This window comes from Arenimonas sp. (assembly GCF_035721105.1).
Classification (GTDB): Bacteria; Pseudomonadota; Gammaproteobacteria; order Xanthomonadales; family Xanthomonadaceae; genus Arenimonas.
This window is the reverse complement of sequence record NZ_DASTNG010000056.1, coordinates 26641-42707: the sequence shown is the minus strand read 5'-3', so window position 1 is coordinate 42707 and position 16067 is coordinate 26641. Positions and strand designations below refer to the sequence as shown.

The 16067-nt window shown below is 68.9% G+C and carries 16 protein-coding genes and 1 tRNA gene; 10 read left to right on the top strand and 7 right to left on the bottom strand.

The genetic code is table 11. The annotated features are described in order from the left end of the window. Positions 1 to 3 precede the first annotated feature (3 nt). Positions 4 to 1074, top strand: coding sequence for a DUF4365 domain-containing protein (locus tag VFQ84_RS08955; protein WP_325131291.1), 1071 nt, complete (start codon positions 4 to 6; stop codon positions 1072 to 1074). Positions 1075 to 1527: 453 nt separating this feature from the next. Here the strand turns inward: VFQ84_RS08955 and VFQ84_RS08950 are convergent, their stop codons facing one another. The 5 genes from VFQ84_RS08950 to VFQ84_RS08930 all read right to left on the bottom strand — a co-directional run bounded on the left by VFQ84_RS08950 (position 1528) and on the right by VFQ84_RS08930 (position 5338). Further along, positions 1528 to 2193 (bottom strand): hypothetical protein, encoded by a 666-nt coding sequence (locus VFQ84_RS08950; RefSeq protein WP_325131290.1) that lies wholly within the window; start codon positions 2191 to 2193, stop codon positions 1528 to 1530. Between the two features lie 603 nt (positions 2194 to 2796). Continuing rightward, on the bottom strand, positions 2797 to 4164 hold the full coding sequence (locus VFQ84_RS08945; protein ID WP_325131289.1) for a type II toxin-antitoxin system HipA family toxin: 1368 nt from the start codon (positions 4162 to 4164) through the stop codon (positions 2797 to 2799). Next, positions 4161 to 4430 carry a helix-turn-helix transcriptional regulator gene (locus tag VFQ84_RS08940; protein WP_325131288.1) on the bottom strand — a complete coding sequence of 90 codons (270 nt, stop codon included), beginning with the start codon at positions 4428 to 4430 and terminating at the stop codon, positions 4161 to 4163. Before VFQ84_RS08940 ends, VFQ84_RS08945 begins: the two co-directional genes overlap by 4 nt. A 133-nt stretch (positions 4431 to 4563) precedes the next feature. Beyond that, positions 4564 to 5184 carry a plasmid pRiA4b ORF-3 family protein gene (locus tag VFQ84_RS08935; protein WP_325131287.1) on the bottom strand — a complete coding sequence of 207 codons (621 nt, stop codon included), beginning with the start codon at positions 5182 to 5184 and terminating at the stop codon, positions 4564 to 4566. A gap of 77 nt (positions 5185 to 5261) precedes the next feature. Next, positions 5262 to 5338: transfer RNA gene (locus tag VFQ84_RS08930), tRNA-Arg, on the bottom strand. A 281-nt stretch (positions 5339 to 5619) separates the two neighbouring features. Between VFQ84_RS08930 and VFQ84_RS08925 the strand changes: the two genes are divergently transcribed. Further along, positions 5620 to 8391 carry a sensor domain-containing protein gene (locus VFQ84_RS08925; RefSeq protein WP_325131286.1) on the top strand — a complete coding sequence of 924 codons (2772 nt, stop codon included), beginning with the start codon at positions 5620 to 5622 and terminating at the stop codon, positions 8389 to 8391. 6 nt (positions 8392 to 8397) lie between these two features. Here VFQ84_RS08925 and VFQ84_RS08920 read toward each other — a convergent pair whose 3' ends face one another. Beyond that, on the bottom strand, positions 8398 to 8637 hold the full coding sequence (locus tag VFQ84_RS08920; RefSeq protein ID WP_325131285.1) for a hypothetical protein: 240 nt from the start codon (positions 8635 to 8637) through the stop codon (positions 8398 to 8400). 128 nt (positions 8638 to 8765) lie between these two features. Here VFQ84_RS08920 and ubiA point away from each other — a divergent pair, with 128 nt between their 5' ends. Beyond that, positions 8766 to 9674: a 4-hydroxybenzoate octaprenyltransferase gene (ubiA, locus tag VFQ84_RS08915; protein ID WP_325131284.1), complete on the top strand. Its 909-nt coding sequence runs from the start codon at positions 8766 to 8768 to the stop codon at positions 9672 to 9674. On the opposite strand, the gene VFQ84_RS08910 is transcribed toward ubiA, so the two are convergent. Beyond that, positions 9659 to 10402, bottom strand: coding sequence for a ComF family protein (locus VFQ84_RS08910; RefSeq protein ID WP_325131283.1), 744 nt, complete (start codon positions 10400 to 10402; stop codon positions 9659 to 9661). The genes ubiA and VFQ84_RS08910 overlap by 16 nt on opposite strands. Before the next feature lie 178 nt (positions 10403 to 10580). On the opposite strand from VFQ84_RS08910, the gene bioB reads away from it, so the two are divergent. The 7 genes from bioB (at position 10581) to VFQ84_RS08875 (ending at position 16059) form a co-directional block, all read left to right on the top strand. Continuing rightward, positions 10581 to 11597 (top strand): biotin synthase BioB, encoded by a 1017-nt coding sequence (gene bioB, locus VFQ84_RS08905; protein WP_325131282.1) that lies wholly within the window; start codon positions 10581 to 10583, stop codon positions 11595 to 11597. 1 nt (position 11598) lies between these two features. Then, positions 11599 to 12792 carry an 8-amino-7-oxononanoate synthase gene (gene bioF, locus VFQ84_RS08900; protein WP_325131281.1) on the top strand — a complete coding sequence of 398 codons (1194 nt, stop codon included), beginning with the start codon at positions 11599 to 11601 and terminating at the stop codon, positions 12790 to 12792. A gap of 2 nt (positions 12793 to 12794) precedes the next feature. After that, complete coding sequence (gene bioH / locus VFQ84_RS08895; protein ID WP_325131363.1) at positions 12795 to 13565, top strand: pimeloyl-ACP methyl ester esterase BioH; 771 nt, start codon at positions 12795 to 12797, stop codon at positions 13563 to 13565. Continuing rightward, positions 13562 to 14437 (top strand): malonyl-ACP O-methyltransferase BioC, encoded by an 876-nt coding sequence (bioC, locus tag VFQ84_RS08890; RefSeq protein ID WP_325131280.1) that lies wholly within the window; start codon positions 13562 to 13564, stop codon positions 14435 to 14437. Before bioH ends, bioC begins: the two co-directional genes overlap by 4 nt. 31 nt (positions 14438 to 14468) lie before the next feature. Continuing rightward, the gene (locus tag VFQ84_RS08885; protein WP_325131279.1) at positions 14469 to 15188 is read left to right on the top strand and encodes an META and DUF4377 domain-containing protein; all 720 of its coding nucleotides are present in this window, start codon (positions 14469 to 14471) and stop codon (positions 15186 to 15188) included. 32 nt (positions 15189 to 15220) lie between these two features. Next, positions 15221 to 15628 carry a hypothetical protein gene (locus VFQ84_RS08880; protein ID WP_325131278.1) on the top strand — a complete coding sequence of 136 codons (408 nt, stop codon included), beginning with the start codon at positions 15221 to 15223 and terminating at the stop codon, positions 15626 to 15628. Positions 15629 to 15711: 83 nt separating this feature from the next. Continuing rightward, positions 15712 to 16059: a hypothetical protein gene (locus tag VFQ84_RS08875; RefSeq protein ID WP_325131277.1), complete on the top strand. Its 348-nt coding sequence runs from the start codon at positions 15712 to 15714 to the stop codon at positions 16057 to 16059. Positions 16060 to 16067 lie beyond the last annotated feature (8 nt).

Genomic DNA, 16067 nt, shown 5'->3' with positions numbered 1-16067 from the left:
CTCATGAGTAAAGGGAAGAAGCGTTTAGTCGAAGACATGCGCCCAGTTGTGCCGACGTCTCGTCGTGTTGAGCGGGCCGGGATCCTGGCCGTGCAGTCCCTTTTCGAGTCCTCAGGCTGTGTCTTTCAAGAGGTTTCGCAACAGAACGACTATGGCAAGGATGCCTACGTAGATCTGGTGGACGGGGCTGAGGTGAGTTCCATCTGCGTCGCGCTCCAGATTAAGGCGGGGCGCAGCTATCGAACGCGCGACGGAGACTACTACATTCCAACCGGTCGGCACACTGAGACGTGGAGAGAGTCAACGATACCTGTGTTCGGCGTCGTGTATGACCCTGATGACGTCGGACTCCGATGGGTGGATCTAACCGCCTATCTGAGATCGCATGAAGTGATGAACGGGCGGGTTCCAATCTCAGCAAAGGCGATCCTCGATGCGTCGACCTTGTTTAGCGACTTTGGCCTGGCGGCGAAGAGCTATATGGTTGGGGGGAATGAAGGGATCGCCCTGAGACTACTGAGCAGCTGCGAAGTCGCTCAGTGCGAGGCCATCATTGACGGATGGGCGCTGGCTAGAAATGACCCACGATTCCTCATTCTGGTCCGACGGCTTATCTCCCATTTCTCGCGGGGCGCTTTGAGGCGCGCGATCTGGGCAATGGCACATGTCACACCGCATCCGGACATCATTTGGACCAAGGAGAGCTGGATCGAAGAGCCGAATCGGGGGCTGATCTGCGCGACCTTCAGTTGGTCCATCGACGAGATTGGACATCTGTTCGGGGCAGTTGATGATGATGAGTGGGGCAGAGGGACGCTTGGGCAGTCACTTGACATGATTCTAAGGCAGGACCCTAGCATTGAGGAGAAGCTCGCTTCTGCGGTGCGAGCACTTACTGGTCGCGGCTACCAGAAAGAGGTGACGCCACTCGTTTATGTCGCATTGTCGCTCTCCACTGATCCGAGCAACACCCTCGATAACCTGGCCCGAAGCTGTGGCGTGAGGACCGATAGCGGTGTTATGGGCGAAGTGGCGGCGCAATTGAAGCAGTCAAATTGCTTTGACCTCTACTAGGCGAAGCATTTTTTTCTATCTCATAACGCACATCTGCAGCCTAAATGGCGACTAGAACCTCCATGCGGATTCCGGTTCAAATGGCCAGCTATGTCGATTAAGGCTGGACACGCTGTTGATGTTGGTCAGGGAGCGCACAGACAGCTTGGCCATAGGTGCGAATGTCCGCTTTTGGCCTATTCTGTTGAAAAACTCGGTTCGCTTGGACGACCACCCGCCTGACGCTCACGACAGATAGTTTCTGTACGCTTGGCAGGCATCTGCAGACCCAGAAACGCGCTGGCGCGAACACGGCCCGGCACAAATCCGAGGCAACTTCTCGCGACCCGAGTTTTTCAACAGAATAGGCCGACAGCGGACTACGGCGAAACCGCGCTTGGCGTCCCGCCTCACGAATCACGCAAGCGAGGAGTCACCTTTGCCCCTAGATCATTCAAAGGCTGATCACTAACGTCAGACTTTGATGTTTCCGTACATGCCAGAGTAGATGATGGCCTCCCAGATCTTCTTGATGGCCTGCCCAGTTTCCTGCGTGACGAACAGTGATGAGCGACTGCCGTGCGGGCGGCCTAGAAAATACGGGCGCATCGACTCCCAGGTCTCTGCTACCTCGGACCAGCGCCAGCACGGGATTTCCTTTTCCAGAAGGAGTGGCAGCGCGGTGGAAAGAGGAATCGTGCCGCCGGGCTCCATGAGCCGCTCCCATTCGCACCTGACGAGTATGGGGGTGGTGTTGGCGTGGTAGAGCTTTACATCAAGCCGCTCCGCCGTGATGGTGGCAATCGGGTGACTCGGAAGCCTTGCTACTGAGTCCAGGACGGACTGACCATCATCATAAGGACAGGTGATGAACCCGTTCGCGAAGAACCGTGTGTGGTCGAGCCCGTCATATCCACATCGACCGTTCGGCGTCGTTTCGGGCCGCCGGGGATCGTGATTGGTTACCAACGGGTGCCAGGTTGGATAGGCATCAACCACTGGACCGCACCCATGAAGAACATCGACCAGGAAATCCTTGCTGCGGGCCCGTTCCACGTCGGACACGCCCTGAGGCCGGCAAAAATAGCGAATCACTTCCTCGAACCCTTCACGGGCCGATTCATCCGCTCGAAATGCCATAAGAAACCTCCCAGTTCGCCCCGCCGACACAATGCGGCCCATATGTGCGTAGAGTGCACAAGTCATGCGTGAACTGCAAGGTGCGCGCACTACACCGGCTCACTAGGTGAGGCGCCTGGGCGTTTTGTAAGACTTGCCAACCGGCCACCTATCGATATCCGCTTGCGACCAGACCCGGAATGTCCGCTCAGGGCCGGGAACTGTCATGGCGGCGGGGCGGCTTCCAGCTAAAGGTCGACCTGAGCAGACGGGCCGCCCGAATGCTAACGGCCGGCCCCCCGAGGGGCGCGTAGGGTTTTACTCGATGCCGATGGGCACGTACCCCGGGACTTGGCACAGCAGGGGCACAGAATTGTCACACGGGGATTTGGCGCGCCCGACAGGATTCGAACCTGTGACCCCTGCCTTCGGAGTCCGGAAAAGTTCTGTCGTGGCAATAGATTGCAGTTGGGATTGGTCGACCAGAAGCGCTGTGTGCGGCCTTGAGGTTGGCGCCTGACCGCGGGTGACAGCATCAATTTTTGTCGATACGCGCAGGTCTGCCGGCGCTCTCCGGCACAGCGGACAGAGTAAAGGCCAACTCCGGCGCCCGCCGGAGCGGTATCAGCCTTGCCCCAGCTGGTTCGCCGCTTGCTGCAATCCCCGAAGCACCGAGCCGGCGACGTGCTCGGGAAAGCCCGCCGGCAGCCTGGCTTCGAGGTCAGCCACCACCCGGGGCGTCCGCGCGATGAGGTCTTCTAGGATCACCTCCATTTCCCGCCCCTCGTCATCCAGCACGCCGAACCGCTTGCCGAGCGCAAGCCAGTGCCGGCGATGGATTTCCTTCATCTTCCAGTGGGCATTGGTGGTTCGGATCGCCATCGCCAGCCGGATCTTGTGCTCGGACAACTTCCCGGGCCCCTCACCGATAAGCGGCCAGGCCGACATCACGTCGTAAAGGGGCGTGAGTCCGTAGGCGCCCTGTGGGCGAATGAAGAGGCTGAAGTTCTTGGCGTGGCCGTCAGGCGCGCGAAGCATCCAGAAGAGGAGCTGCGCCAGGAAGAAGACGCGGCGATCCCGCTGGGGAGATTCGGAGGTGGCGAGTAAACCCATGACGCGCTCGATCCCGGGGCCCCCGTCCGATTCGTACTTTAGGGCCGCGGGCGTGCCGGTCGCCTGGCAGAAATCCTCCTGCGGCAGTCGGGCCAACCACCTGCCCGAAGGCCCATCGAGCCAGGCGCGGTCGAATCGCCGGACTGAGAGGACCTTCATGTCCTCGAACTGCAGCGGCTCGCATTCGGCGACCGGCAGTCCGTAGGCCTTCAGGATCCGGGAGCAGAGCCACTCGTTCTCGATGGAGTGGCTCAGGTCGAGTTTCATATTGCCGACCAGGCCCATGGGCAATTTCAGGATGTGCGTGGTCGGCGTTGAACCGTGCGGCAGGCACCAGCGGCCATCGATCCACGACAGGGCGGTCTTCTCCTGGGCCCCGGCGATGGAAATCCTGAAGTCATCGTCGTCCCGTGGCGCCGCGCCCGCCATGGCCGGCGGCGCGACGGTGCCGCGCAGGATCGCAGCCACCTGGGTCCCGTCCAGCGGGCTGGCGTCGAGGGTGCGCACGTCCCCGGGCGCCATGCCGTCGGGCAGGATCTGCAGGGCACCGACGCAGTCCCGTCCAATCTCGGCGAGCAGGTCGAAGGCCTGGGTGGACCGCGCGCGGAAGCGACGCGCGGCGCGCGCGCGGATGTCCTGGCTGTCCGGAAGCAGGTTCTCGAAATACGCCCGCACGACGTCGCCGCGATGCGGGATGTTGCCGGGGGTGAACGGCAAGGAGAGCGACAGGGGGCGGCCCTGCGGTGCCGCTTTCCAGCTGGCGTCGTACTCAAGGATGTCTTCGGACCCGGCATCCATCCGCCAAGTGCCGACGAACTCGCCGTTCATCCACAGGCCCAGCGCCTGTCGGCGTGACTTCCTGCCGGTGGCGGGCGTCACCACCCGGCGTCCCCGTGGGAGCTTGGTCGAGCCGGGCCGGTTTCGAGGCCTCGCACCTGCAGCACCATGTCCACGCCCAGGATGCCCAGCAGCTGGAGCAATCGCTCGGCGTTCACCTTCTGGGCGTTGCGCTCCATGGCGGAGAGCGTTTGTTGGGTCACGCCCAGGCTCATGGCGACCTGCCCCTGGGTCAGTCCCGCCTGCTTGCGGAACCCTTTGAGCAGGGCGGGCAGTTGTTCGGCGGTCCGCACGGGGTACTGGTCCACTTCACGCATCCTGGGCTGTATCTAGTAAAAACAGCTTATATTCTGTTTTAAAGGAAAACACAACATAAGCTGTTTAGCCGGCTCAAGCCCGAATCACCGGAGCCCGTCTTGCCCAGGGGACGGGGCAGGCGGACTACCTTCGTCCAGCAAGGTGCGCCAGCATCCGCTTCAACCGGGGTGCCGGGTTTGCGAATTTGACCTGCTGTTCGTCGAAGGCCTCGGGGTCGAACTTCCCGCGCCTGCCCTTTTGGCGGCTGGCCCAGGCGTGGGACGAGGCGTGGTCCGGGTCCTTGGGGTCGGCCAGGGTTTCGAGCAGGCTTTCGTAGCCGGGAGGGCCACCACAGTCATCCGGCGGGGCGGAACGCTCGCCGGCGGTGCAGCGGGGATACTTCTTGCCCGGCGCTGGCTCGAGGATTTCCTCGAGCACGACCCGATGCTCCCAGCCATCGCCGAAGTCGTACTCGTACTCCAGCCTTGGGTAGGCGCGGGTGAGCACGTCGGCCACGCGATGTTCCCAGCCGGGCAGGGGCGGATTGACGTCGAAATCGTCCAGCGGCAGGCCGAATCGCGGGGTTCCGTCCCGCTGGCCGCAGGGCCGGAACACGTGCAGATGGGTGTCCGTCCAGGCGAAGGCGCTCTGGATGGCGACGTGCAGGTCCCAGAAGGTGTAGTCACCCGGCACCTGGATGCGGCGCCAGATCAGCGGCTCGATACGCTCGAGCTCAATCCGGATCTGGAGGATTTGCGTTGGCATGGCGGCTTTTACTCAACGCGGCCGGGTTGCCAGGAAGAACTTGGCACAGCCAGGGCACAGATTTGTCACAGGGGTCTTGGCGCGCCTGGAGGGATTCGAACCCCCGACCAATGGCTTCGGAAGCCACTACTCTATCCGGCTGAGCTACAGGCGCGTATTCAAAAGACTTTTTGCTGCTTCCGGCCTGAAACGGAGTTCAAGCGGCGTGACACTTTACCCGACCCGCCGAATCCCTGAGTAGAGCCTTCGGAGGGCAATACTCTATCCAGCTGAGCTACGGGCGCGTTGGCCGCGGATTATGGCACCGATGGCGGCCGCGGTCTAAGGGCGGCCCGGCGCGAGTGTGGTGCGGTTCACGGCCCGGCGATCCCCGGGTTCCTTCGTCGGCGCGGGGGCGTTAGTGTCGGGTGACGCTGCGCCCTGGACCCGTGACTGGTGGATTCCGCCTTCCTCAATAGCCTGCTGCTGCATCCCTCGCGACGCGCCCTGCTGGTGCTGGATGCGACGGGCCGGTTCATTTCCGGCAACGACCGCGCCCGCGACCTGCTGACGCCGGCGCTGGAGGAGGTGCTGCGGCCGGTCCTGGCCGAGGCCATCGCGCAGATCGCGCGCCACCCTGGCCGCCAGGTGCACCACGCCCACCGCGACGGCGAGCGGGTCCTGGACTGCGTGCTGCAGGCGGCCCTGGCCGAGGACGGCACGATCATTGGCTACACCGCCAGCCTCTTCAATCCCGCCGAAGAGCCCGAGCTGGCGGAGTCGCCCAGCCGGGCGCGCTGGCGGTTCGCGCTCGAGAACGCCCAGGACGGCCTCTGGGACTGGAGCGCCGACACCGGCCGGGTTTACCGCTCGGCCCGCTGCCTGGGCATGCTGGGCTACCCGCCGGATTACCTGGCCGACAACCTCGACAGCTGGCGCGAACTGGTCCATCCGGACGACCAGCCCCGGGTCGCGGATGCGCTCAGCCTCCACCTCGATGGCCAGCGCGAGGGCTACCAGTCGGTCTACCGCGCCCGCGACGCCAGCGGCGGCTGGCGCTGGATCCTGGACCGCGGCCGCGTGATCGAGTGGACCCTGGACCGCCGGCCCCGGCGCGTGATCGGCACCCACACCGACATCACCGAGTACAAGCTGATCGAACAGCAGCTGCGCGAACGCGAGCTGCTGATGAACCAGGCCCAGCACGTGGCGCGCCTGGGCAGCTGGAGCTGGGATCCGGACACCGATGACATCTGGTGGTCGGACGAACTCTTCGCCATCGCCGGCCTGCCGGCCGACCAGGCGCCGCCGCCGTTCCGCGGCCAGCGCCACCTCTACGAGCCCGCTTCCTACGAGCGCCTGAAGGAAGCGTCGCGGCGCACCCTGGCCACCGGCGAGCCCTACGAGATGGAGCTGGTGATGGTGCGGCCCGACGGCGAGCGCCGCTTCACCAAGGCGCGCGGCGAGGGCATGCGCGCCCCCGACGGCCGGGTGCTGCGCCTGGTCGGCGTCATCCACGACATCACCGACCAGGTGCTGGCCGAACGCAATTCGCGCTGGCGCAGCGACCTGCTCAATCGCATCGCGGCGATGGGGCGCATCGGCGGCTTCGAGATCATGGCCGACGGCGAGCTGCAGTGGACCGACGAGAACTACCGCATCCACGGCCTGGAGCCGGGGACGCCGGTCAGCGTCGAGAACACGCTGGCCAATTACGACGCGCAGTCGCAGCAGCGCATGCGCGAGTCGATGGCGCGGATGTTCGCCGGCGAGGTGGAGGAGGATTCGCTGGAGGTCACCTACCACACGCCCGACGAGCGCCGGATCTGGCTGCGCATCACCGGGCGCGTGGAGTGGGTGGACGGCAAGCCGCACCACATCACCGGCCTCACCCAGGACATCACCGAGGAGCACGAGGCCAACGAGCAGATCGAGCAGCTGGCGCACTACGACACGCTGACCGGGCTGCCGAACCGCTTCCTGTTCCATCGTCGCGCGATGGACGCCATCGCGTCGGTGCGCAACGGCGAGCCGCCGCTGGCGCTGCTGTTCCTCGACCTGGACCGCTTCAAGAACGTCAACGACAGCCTGGGCCACGAGGCCGGCGACCAGCTGCTGCAGGAGGTCGCCGGGCGCCTGCGCAGCTGCGTGCGCGGCAGCGACCTGGTCGGGCGGCTCGGCGGCGACGAGTTCCTGGTGCTGCTGCGGGAGGTGGGCCGGCCGGAGGATGCCGCCCTGGTGGCGCGCAAGATCATCGCGGCGCTCAGCCAGCCGATCTCGCTCGGCGAGCACGAGGCGCAGGTGGGCTGCAGCATCGGCATCGCCCTGCTCAGCGAGGGCAATCCCGACCTCGAGTCCCTGCTGCGCGCCGCCGACACCGCGATGTACGCGGCCAAGGACGCCGGCCGCAACACCTACGAGTTCTACAACGACACCTTCTACGAGCGCGTGCAGCGGCGCGTGACCCTGGAGCAGGACCTGCGCCAGGCCCTGGCCCGCAAGGAACTGTCGCTGGTGTACCAGCCCACGCTGTCGCTGGCCGATGGCCGGGTGTCGGGCATCGAGGCGCTGCTGCGCTGGCGCACGACCGCGGGCGACGCGCGCTCACCGGCCGAGTTCATCCCGATCGCCGAGGAATGTGGCGAGATCCTGGCCATCGGCCGCTGGGTGCTGGGCGAGGCCTGTCGCCAGGCGCGCGCCTGGCACGAGCAGGGGCTGATGTTCGACCGCATCGCCGTGAACGTCTCGGCGGTGCAGCTGCGCGACCCGCAGTTCGCGACCGACGTGCTGGAGATCTGCGCGCGCAACCACTGGCCCACCGACCGGCTGGAGCTGGAGCTGACCGAATCGGCGTTGATGCGCGACACCGACGTGCTGCGGCGGGCCTTCGACCTGTTCTCTGCCAACGGCATCTACCTGGCGGTGGACGACTTCGGCACCGGGTTCTCGAACCTGGCCTACCTGCATCGCTTCCCGGTGCGGCACCTGAAGATCGACCGCAGCTTCGTGCAGCAGATGGGCGAGGGCGAGCGGCTGCGCGGCCTGACCCAGGCCGTGGTCAGCCTGGGGCATGCGCTGGGCATGGAAGTGGTGGCGGAAGGCGTGGAGACCGAATCCGCCCTGGCGATGCTGCGCGCGCAGGGCTGCGACCTGGCCCAGGGCTATCTGTTCACCCGGCCGCTGGAGCCGGTGGCGCTGGGCACGTGGCTGCGTGCCCAGGCCGGTTGAGGCCGGTCAGTTCGCGCGAGGCGAATACATGGCCGCGTTGATGCACGACAGGATGCTGATGACGAACCAGCCGAACGGCAGCAGGCTCAGCGTGACCAGCCAGGTAATGGCGAACGCGATGCAGGCCGTGAAGAACCACAGGATGGCCGACAGCAGGCGACCCTGGACCAGCTGGCCGAGGCCAGGCACGAAGAAGCTGCAGATGGCGGCGATGACGTTGCCGGTGGAGCCTTGGCCTGCACTCATGGTCGGTGGTCCCGTGGTGGTGGATGACGTCCACTAAACTGGGGATGCGCCGGGCCGGGGTCAAGGTCCCGGCTGCGGGGGGTGTCATCGGTCATGGGTGTGCGCCGGGCCTCTGCTAGGCTTCGCGGATGTCCTACGAACGCCATTCGCCGCCCCTTCCCGATCGCGCGCCGTGGACCTGGCGTCAGCGCTGGCCGCTTTATTGGCAGCTCGTGCGCGGCGACCGGCCGGTGGGTATCCTGCTGCTGCTATGGCCGACCTGGTGGGCGCTGTGGCTGGCCGCCGACGGCGTGCCGCCGCTGGGCGTGCTGGCCATCTTCACCGCCGGCGTCTGGCTGACGCGCTCGGCCGGCTGCGTGATCAACGACTACAACGACCGCTGGCTGGACCCGCACGTCGAGCGCACCAAGGGCCGGCCGCTGGCCACCGGCGCGGTGTCGCCGCGCGAGGCGCTGGCGCTGTTCGCGGTGATGATGCTGCTGGCGTTCGGGCTGGTCCTGCTCACGAACTGGCTGACGGTGGCGCTTAGCGTGGTGGCGGCGCTGCTGGCGGCGACCTACCCGCTGCTCAAGCGCTACACCTACCTGCCGCAGGTCTACCTGGGCATCGCCTTCGGCTGGGGCATCCCGATGGCCTTCGCGGCGGTGCAGGGCTCGGTGCCGCCGATCGCCTGGCTGCTGTTCCTGGGCAACCTGCTGTGGACCACCGGCTACGACACCTGGTACGCGATGGTGGACCGCGAGGACGACCTGCGGGTGGGCTCGAAGTCGACCGCGATCCTGTTCGGCGACGCCGACCTGGTGGCCCAGGGCGTGATCTATGCCGGCTTCTTCTGGGCGATGTGGCTGGTGGGTGCGCGCGCCGGACTGGGCATCCACTACCAGGCGGCGCTGGGCGTGGCGCTGGCCGTCGTGGCGCTGCAGTTCTGGATGGCGCGGCGCCGTGACCGCGCCGGCAGCTTCCAGGCCTTCCTGGCCAACCAGTGGGTGGGCCTGGCGGTGTTCGCCGGCATCGCGGCGCACTACGCGCTGGGCTGATCGCCGCGGCCCGGCGGCGGCGCCCGGGCCACCACCCAGGCATCGACGCGGCGCACGCCGGCCCGGCGCAGGGCCCGGGCGCATTCGCCCAGGGTGGCGCCGGTGGTCATGACGTCGTCCAGCAGCACCACGTGCGCCGGCAGCGCGCCCCGCCGGCAGGCGAAGGCGCGCCGGACGTTGCCGCGGCGCCCGGCGGCATCCAGCCGGGTCTGGGCCTCGGTGGCGCGCACCCGATGCAGCGCGTCGGCGTGCAGCGGCAGGCCGAGGGCGGCGGCCACCGGGCGGGCCAGTTCGCGGGCCTGGTCGTAGCCGCGCTGGCGCAGCCGGCCCGGATGCAGGGGCACGGGCACCACGGCCGCGGGCGGCGGCGCGCCGGCCAGGCGGGCGGGCAGGGCCGAGGCCATCAGCTGGGCCAGCAGCCGGCCGGCGGCCAGGTCGCCGTGGAACTTGAAGCGCAGCAGCAGCCGGTCGACCGGGAACCGGTAGGCCAGCACCGCCAGCGTGGCGTCCAGCGGCGGCGCCCGGGCCAGGCACCGGCCGCAGCCGCGCCCGCGGCCGGCGGGCGTGGGCAGCGCACAGCGCGGGCAGGCGGGACCGGACCAGGGCAGGGCGTCGCGGCAGGCGCCGCACAGGTCGCGGTCGTCCGCGCCCGGCGCCGTGCACACCAGGCAGCGGGGCGGCAGCAGGGCCCGCCCGAGCCACTGAGAAAATCGGACAGGCCAGCTCATGCCGGGATGTGCTCCACTTCACGGATTCGCGGCCGGGGGCGGGGATAGCCTCGCGGTTCGGGGTCGCGGGCGTACGGGGGTCGGCCGTCAACCCAGGGCGGGGTGGTTTGGTTGACAGGGGTGGGCATGCTCACCAGACTGCCGCACTCCGTTAATGCAGCGCCGTCAGGGGTTTGCCATGTCTGCCGTCATCCGCCACGACTGGACGCGCGAAGAAGTCCTCGCGCTGTTCGATCTCCCCTTCCCCGTGCTGATGCAGCGCGCCGGTGCCGTGCACCGCGAGCGCTTCGACCCCGCCGAAGTCCAGGTCTCGACCCTGCTGTCGGTCAAGACCGGCGGCTGCCCCGAGGACTGCGCCTACTGCCCGCAGGCGGCGCGCTACAACACGGGCGTCGACGCCACCAAGCTGATGAGCACCGAGGAGGTGCTGGACAAGGCCCGCGCCGCCAAGGCCGCCGGCGCCTCGCGCTTCTGCATGGGTGCCGCCTGGCGCAGCCCCAAGGACCGCGACATCCCGAAGGTGGCCGAGATGATCCGCGAGGTGAAGGCCCTGGGCCTGGAGACCTGCGCGACGCTGGGCATGCTCAAGGCCGACCAGGCCGTGGCCCTGCGCGCGGCCGGCCTGGACTACTACAACCACAACCTCGACACCGCGCCCGAGTTCTACGGCGACGTGATCAAGACCCGCGAGTACCAGGACCGCCTGGACACCCTGGGCCACGTCCGCGACGTCGGCATGAAGACCTGCTGCGGCGGCATCGTCGGCATGGGCGAGTCGCGCAGCCAGCGCGCCGGCCTGCTGCAGGCGCTGGCCAACCTGCCGGCGCACCCGGACTCGGTGCCGATCAACCGCCTGGTGCAGGTCGAAGGCACGCCGCTGCAGGGCACCGCGCTGCTGGACCCGTTCGAATTCGTGCGCACGATCGCCGTCGCCCGCATCGTGATGCCGGCGTCCATGGTGCGGCTGTCGGCCGGCCGCGCCGAGATGAACGACGAGCTGCAGGCCCTGTGCTTCCTGGCCGGCGCCAACTCCATCTTCTACGGCGAGAAGCTGCTGACCACCGGCAACCCGGACGTCGCCGCCGACCAGGCCCTGTTCGAGCGCCTGGGCCTGCGACCGATGCCGGTGGTGCAGGAATCGAACACCGTGCACGCCGACATCGTCGCGCCTGCCGCCAAGAGCTGCGCCGCCTGACATGCCCCGCCAGCGCCTCGCCGACCGCCTCGCCTCCGCCCGTGCCGCCCGCGAGGCCGCGCAGGCGGTCCGCACGCGGCGCGAGGTGGAGGCCCGCGAAGGCGCGCAGCTGCTGGTCGACGGGCGCCAGCTCACCAGCTTCTGCGGCAACGACTACCTGGGCCTGAGCCAGCACCTGGACGTGGTGGCCGCCCTTCAGGAAGCCGCCGCCTGGCACGGCGTCGGCAGCACCGGCTCGGCCGGCGTCAGCGGCCATCATTCCGAACACGCCGCGTTCGAGCGCGAGATGGCGCAGTGGCTGGGCTACGAGCGCGGCCTGTATTTTGGCAGTGGCTACCAGGCCAACCTGGCCGTGATGCAGTCGCTGCTGGGCGAAGGCGACCTGTGCGTGCAGGACAAGCTCAACCACGCCTGCCTGATCGACGGCGCGCGCCTGTCGCGCTGCGAGCTCAAGCGCTACCCGCACGCCGACGTGGAAGCGGCGATGCGCCAGCTGATGACGCGTCGCGACGGCCTGGCGCTGCTGGCCACCGACGGCGTCTTCAGCATGGACGGTGAGCAGGCGCCGCTGGCCGACCTGGCCCTGGTGGCGCGCGCGCAGGACGCGCTGCTGTACGTCGACGACGCCCACGGCATCGGCGTGCTGGGGCCGGAAGGCCGCGGCAGCCTGGCCGTGGCCGGCCTGGGTGCGCGCGAAGTGCCGCTGCTGCTGGTGCCGCTGGGCAAGGCCTTCGGCGGCCAGGGCGCGATGCTGCTGGGCAGCGAGGCGGTGGTCGGCCACGTGGCCGAGACTGCGCGACCGTATCTGTATTCCACCGCGCCGGCGCCGGCGATGGCCGCGGCGATGCGCGCGAGCCTGCGGCTCATCCGCAGCCAGCCCTGGCGCCGCGCCAAGCTGGCGTCGCTGGTGGCGCGCTTCCGTCGCGGCGCCTCGGCGCTGGGCCTGCCGCTGCAGGAATCCTTCACGCCGATCCAGCCGATCGTGCTGGGCAACAACGACCGCGCGCTGGCGGTGTCGGCAGCGCTGGACGAAGCCGGCTACCTGGTCACGGCGATCCGCCCGCCCACCGTGCCCGAGGGCCAGGCGCGCCTGCGGATCACGCTGTCGTGCGAACACAACGAGCGCGACGTCGACGGCCTGCTGGCCGCGCTGGCGCAAGCGCTCGACGCCCGCCCCGCCCCGATCCCGGCATGACCCTGTTCCACGACGTACGCGGCCAGGGCCCGGACCTGGTGCTGCTGCATGGCTGGGCCATGCACGCGGGTATCTTCGCGCCGCTGGTGGCGCGGCTGGCGCCGCACTTCACCCTGCATCTGGTCGACCTGCCGGGCCATGGCCGCAGCGCCCGCGCCGGCCTGCCGCTGCGGCTCGCCGACGCGGCCGGGGCCGTGGCAGCGGTGGTGCCGCCGCGCGCGCTGTGGCTGGGCTGGTCGCTGGGCGGGCTGGTGGCGCTGCAGCGTGCCGCCGCGGCGCCCGCCGCCGTGCGCGGCCTGGCCATGCTGGCCGCCAGCCCGCGCTTCGTGCGCGCCGAGGACTGGACCGCGGGCATGGACGCGGCGGTCTTCCATACTTTCGCCCGTGAGCTGGGTCGCGACTATCGCGGCACGCTCGATCGTTTCCTGATGCTCGAGGCGCAGGGTTCGAACCACGTGCGCGAAGAGCTGAGGCTGCTGCGCGGTGAAGTCTTCGCCCATGGCGAGCCGTCCGCCGACGTGCTGCGCGACGGGCTGGGCCTGCTGGAGGACAGCGACCTGCGCGCGGCGCTGCCGGCGCTGGCCATGCCCAGCCTGTGGATCGCCGGTCGCCGCGACCGCCTGGTGTCGCCGGCCGCGATGCGCGCCGCCGCGGACGTCGCGCTGCGCTCGCGCTTCGTGCAGGTGGAAAGCGGCGGCCACGCGCCCTTCCTGACCCACGCCGACGACGTGGCGGAGGCGCTGCTGGCCTTCGCCGCGGACTGCCCGCCGTGACCGCCATCTTCGACCGCCGCCAGCTGCGCCGCAGCTTCGGCCGGGCCGCCCCGAACTACGCCGCGGTGGCCGCGCTGCAGCGCGAGGCCGAGGCGCGCCTGCTCGAGCAGCTCGACTACCTCGACGACCGCCAGCCCGCGCGCATCCTGGACCTGGGCTGCGGTCCGGGCCGCGCCGCCGGCGCCATGAAGAAGCGCTGGCCCAAGGCCGAGGTGATCGCGCTCGACGCCGCCCTGCCGATGCTGCGCGAAGTGCCGCGGCACACCCGCTTCTGGCGGCCGGTGCGCCGCGTCAATGCCGACGTCTCGCAGCTGCCGCTGGCCGACCAGTGCGCCGACGTCATCTTCTCCAGCCTGTGCCTGCAGTGGGTGGACGACCTGCCCGCGACGCTGTCGGAATTCCGCCGCGTGCTGCGTCCGGGCGGACTGATGCTGCTGTCCACCTTCGGCCCGGGCACGCTGTCGGAACTGCGCGACGCCTACCTCGCTTGCGGTGAAGAACCGCCGCTGTCGCCGTTCGCGCAGATCCAGCAGGTGGGCGACGCGATGCTGGCGGCGGGTTTCAAGGACCCGGTGCTCGAGCGCGACGACTACACGCTGACCTACCCGGACCTGCGCAGCCTGATGCAGGAGCTGCGCGCGATCGGCGCCGGCGACGCGCGCCGCGACCGGCCGCGCGGGCTGGGCGGCCGCGGCCGGCTGCAGCGCGTCACCGCCGCCTACGACGCGCTGCGCCGCGACGGCGTGCTGCCCAGCACCTGGGAAGTGATCACCGCGCAGGCCTGGGGCCCGGCGCCGGGCGCGCCGCGTCGCGACGGCGGCGCCGACCTGGCCAGCTTCCCGGCCGACCGCATCCCGGTGCGACGGCGCTAGACTGCCCGGGTCCCCTGGTCCCGGAGTCGCCATGAATCGTTCCCCTGCCGCCCGCCTGCTGGTGTTGGCCCTGGCCGCGAGCCTGGCCGGCTGTGCCGCCACGCGTACCGAAATCATGGCGGCGGACGACAGCGCCGTGCTCGAGGGCGTCGACTGGCGCCTGGTCGCCGCGCCCGGCGACGCATCGGTGCCCGACGTCGGTCCCGGCGCCGCGACGCTCCGCTTCGATGCGGAACGCTTCTCGCTGGGCGGTCCCTGCAACAGCCACACCGGCGGCTGGTCGCGCGAGGGCGCGCAGCTGCGCCTGGGCGGCGAAGGCGCCGCGATCGCCAGCACGCGCCGGATGTGCCCGCCGGAAATCATGGCGCGCGAAACCGCGCTGCTGCAGGCCATGGCAGCGCCCTTCACGGTCGGCTTCGATGGGCCCTTCCTGCGCCTGCAGTCGGCCGACGGCGCCACCTGGCGCTTCGACAGCCGCGCACCCGCGGCCACCGAAAGCCGCGAGCGCATCGTCCAGATCGCCGGCCAGCGCGCGCCCTGCACGGGCGTCGCGCAGCAGCTTTGCCTGCAGGTGCGCACCCAGCCGGGCGCGCCCTGGGAACTGCACTACGGCGACATCGAAGGCTTCGACTGGCAGGTCGGCGTGGAGTACGTGCTCCGCGTGCGCGAAACCACCGTGGCCCGGCCGCCGGCGGACGGCAGCTCGCTGCGCTGGACCCTGCTCGAAGTACTCGACAGCAGCCAGGACTGACGGCATCAGGCATCGGCGGATTCCCGCAACGGATGCCTGCGCTGGTCCAGGGAGACACAACCTTGAAATACGGTATCGCGAGTTTGGTCGCCGTCCTGCTGTTGCTCGCCGGCATCGCGCTTGCCGGCGCGGGCCATGGCTGGATGGCGGGTGCCATCGGTTGTTTCCTGTTGGCACCGGTCCTGTTCCTGGCGGTGGCGAATGGCCTGGGTGGGGCGCCCTCATTCCGGCGCGCGGTCGTGCTGCTGGTCGGGGTGTTGGCGCTCGGCCTTGGCGTGGCCATGGCCACGGCGCGGGAAGGAAGCCAGTATCTGGACCGATTCCTGCAGGCCACTGGCAACACGGGCCTGGCGACCGCCAGTGCGGCCTACTTCGGCGCGCTGTTGATCGCCACGCTGGCCGCGGCGCGCGCCTGGCCGGGACCTCGTCGGCGGCGCTAGATCGCTGCGTACCGGCGCGGCGCCGGTTGGCGTCTATCATCCACACTTCGCGGCCGGGGCCGGCCTCTCACTGGAGCAATCACTTGGAACCACACACCAAGACCGCGCGGGCGCATATCGCACTCGCCGTCCTCTACGCCCTGCTTTTCCTGGGGTTCCTGTTCCTGGTGGCCAACGGGGAATACGACCTGACCCACGCCAGCGTGCTCTTGCCCCTCGTGGTGTTCCTGGCGGTCGTGGGCGCGCATGCGCTCGCGGGCTGGGGGGCGCGGCAGCGGGCAGGCTGGGCGCGCGTGCTGTCCATCGTGATCGGCGCACTCATGCTGTTCGGCTTTCCGCTCGGGACCCTCATCGGCGCCTACCTCATCTACAACGGCACCCGCGACTGGGCGTTGCCCAAGGCCCCGGGCCCTTCGTACGCCGACCGCTAGCCCGCCCC

What these genes read in the sequence shown, in the direction of transcription:
- VFQ84_RS08955 (WP_325131291.1), top strand. Translation starts at nt 4, where the DNA reads ATGAGTAAAGGGAAGAAGCGTTTAGTCGAAGACATGCGCCCAGTTGTG.
- VFQ84_RS08950 (WP_325131290.1), bottom strand. Translation starts at nt 2,193, where the DNA reads ATGGCATTTCGAGCGGATGAATCGGCCCGTGAAGGGTTCGAGGAAGTG.
- VFQ84_RS08935 (WP_325131287.1), bottom strand. Translation starts at nt 5,184, where the DNA reads ATGCCAACGCAAATCCTCCAGATCCGGATTGAGCTCGAGCGTATCGAG.
- VFQ84_RS08920 (WP_325131285.1), bottom strand. Translation starts at nt 8,637, where the DNA reads ATGAGTGCAGGCCAAGGCTCCACCGGCAACGTCATCGCCGCCATCTGC.
- ubiA (WP_325131284.1), top strand. Translation starts at nt 8,766, where the DNA reads ATGTCCTACGAACGCCATTCGCCGCCCCTTCCCGATCGCGCGCCGTGG.
- VFQ84_RS08910 (WP_325131283.1), bottom strand. Translation starts at nt 10,402, where the DNA reads ATGAGCTGGCCTGTCCGATTTTCTCAGTGGCTCGGGCGGGCCCTGCTG.
- bioB (WP_325131282.1), top strand. Translation starts at nt 10,581, where the DNA reads ATGTCTGCCGTCATCCGCCACGACTGGACGCGCGAAGAAGTCCTCGCG.
- bioF (WP_325131281.1), top strand. Translation starts at nt 11,599, where the DNA reads ATGCCCCGCCAGCGCCTCGCCGACCGCCTCGCCTCCGCCCGTGCCGCC.
- VFQ84_RS08885 (WP_325131279.1), top strand. Translation starts at nt 14,469, where the DNA reads ATGAATCGTTCCCCTGCCGCCCGCCTGCTGGTGTTGGCCCTGGCCGCG.
- VFQ84_RS08880 (WP_325131278.1), top strand. Translation starts at nt 15,221, where the DNA reads ATGCCTGCGCTGGTCCAGGGAGACACAACCTTGAAATACGGTATCGCG.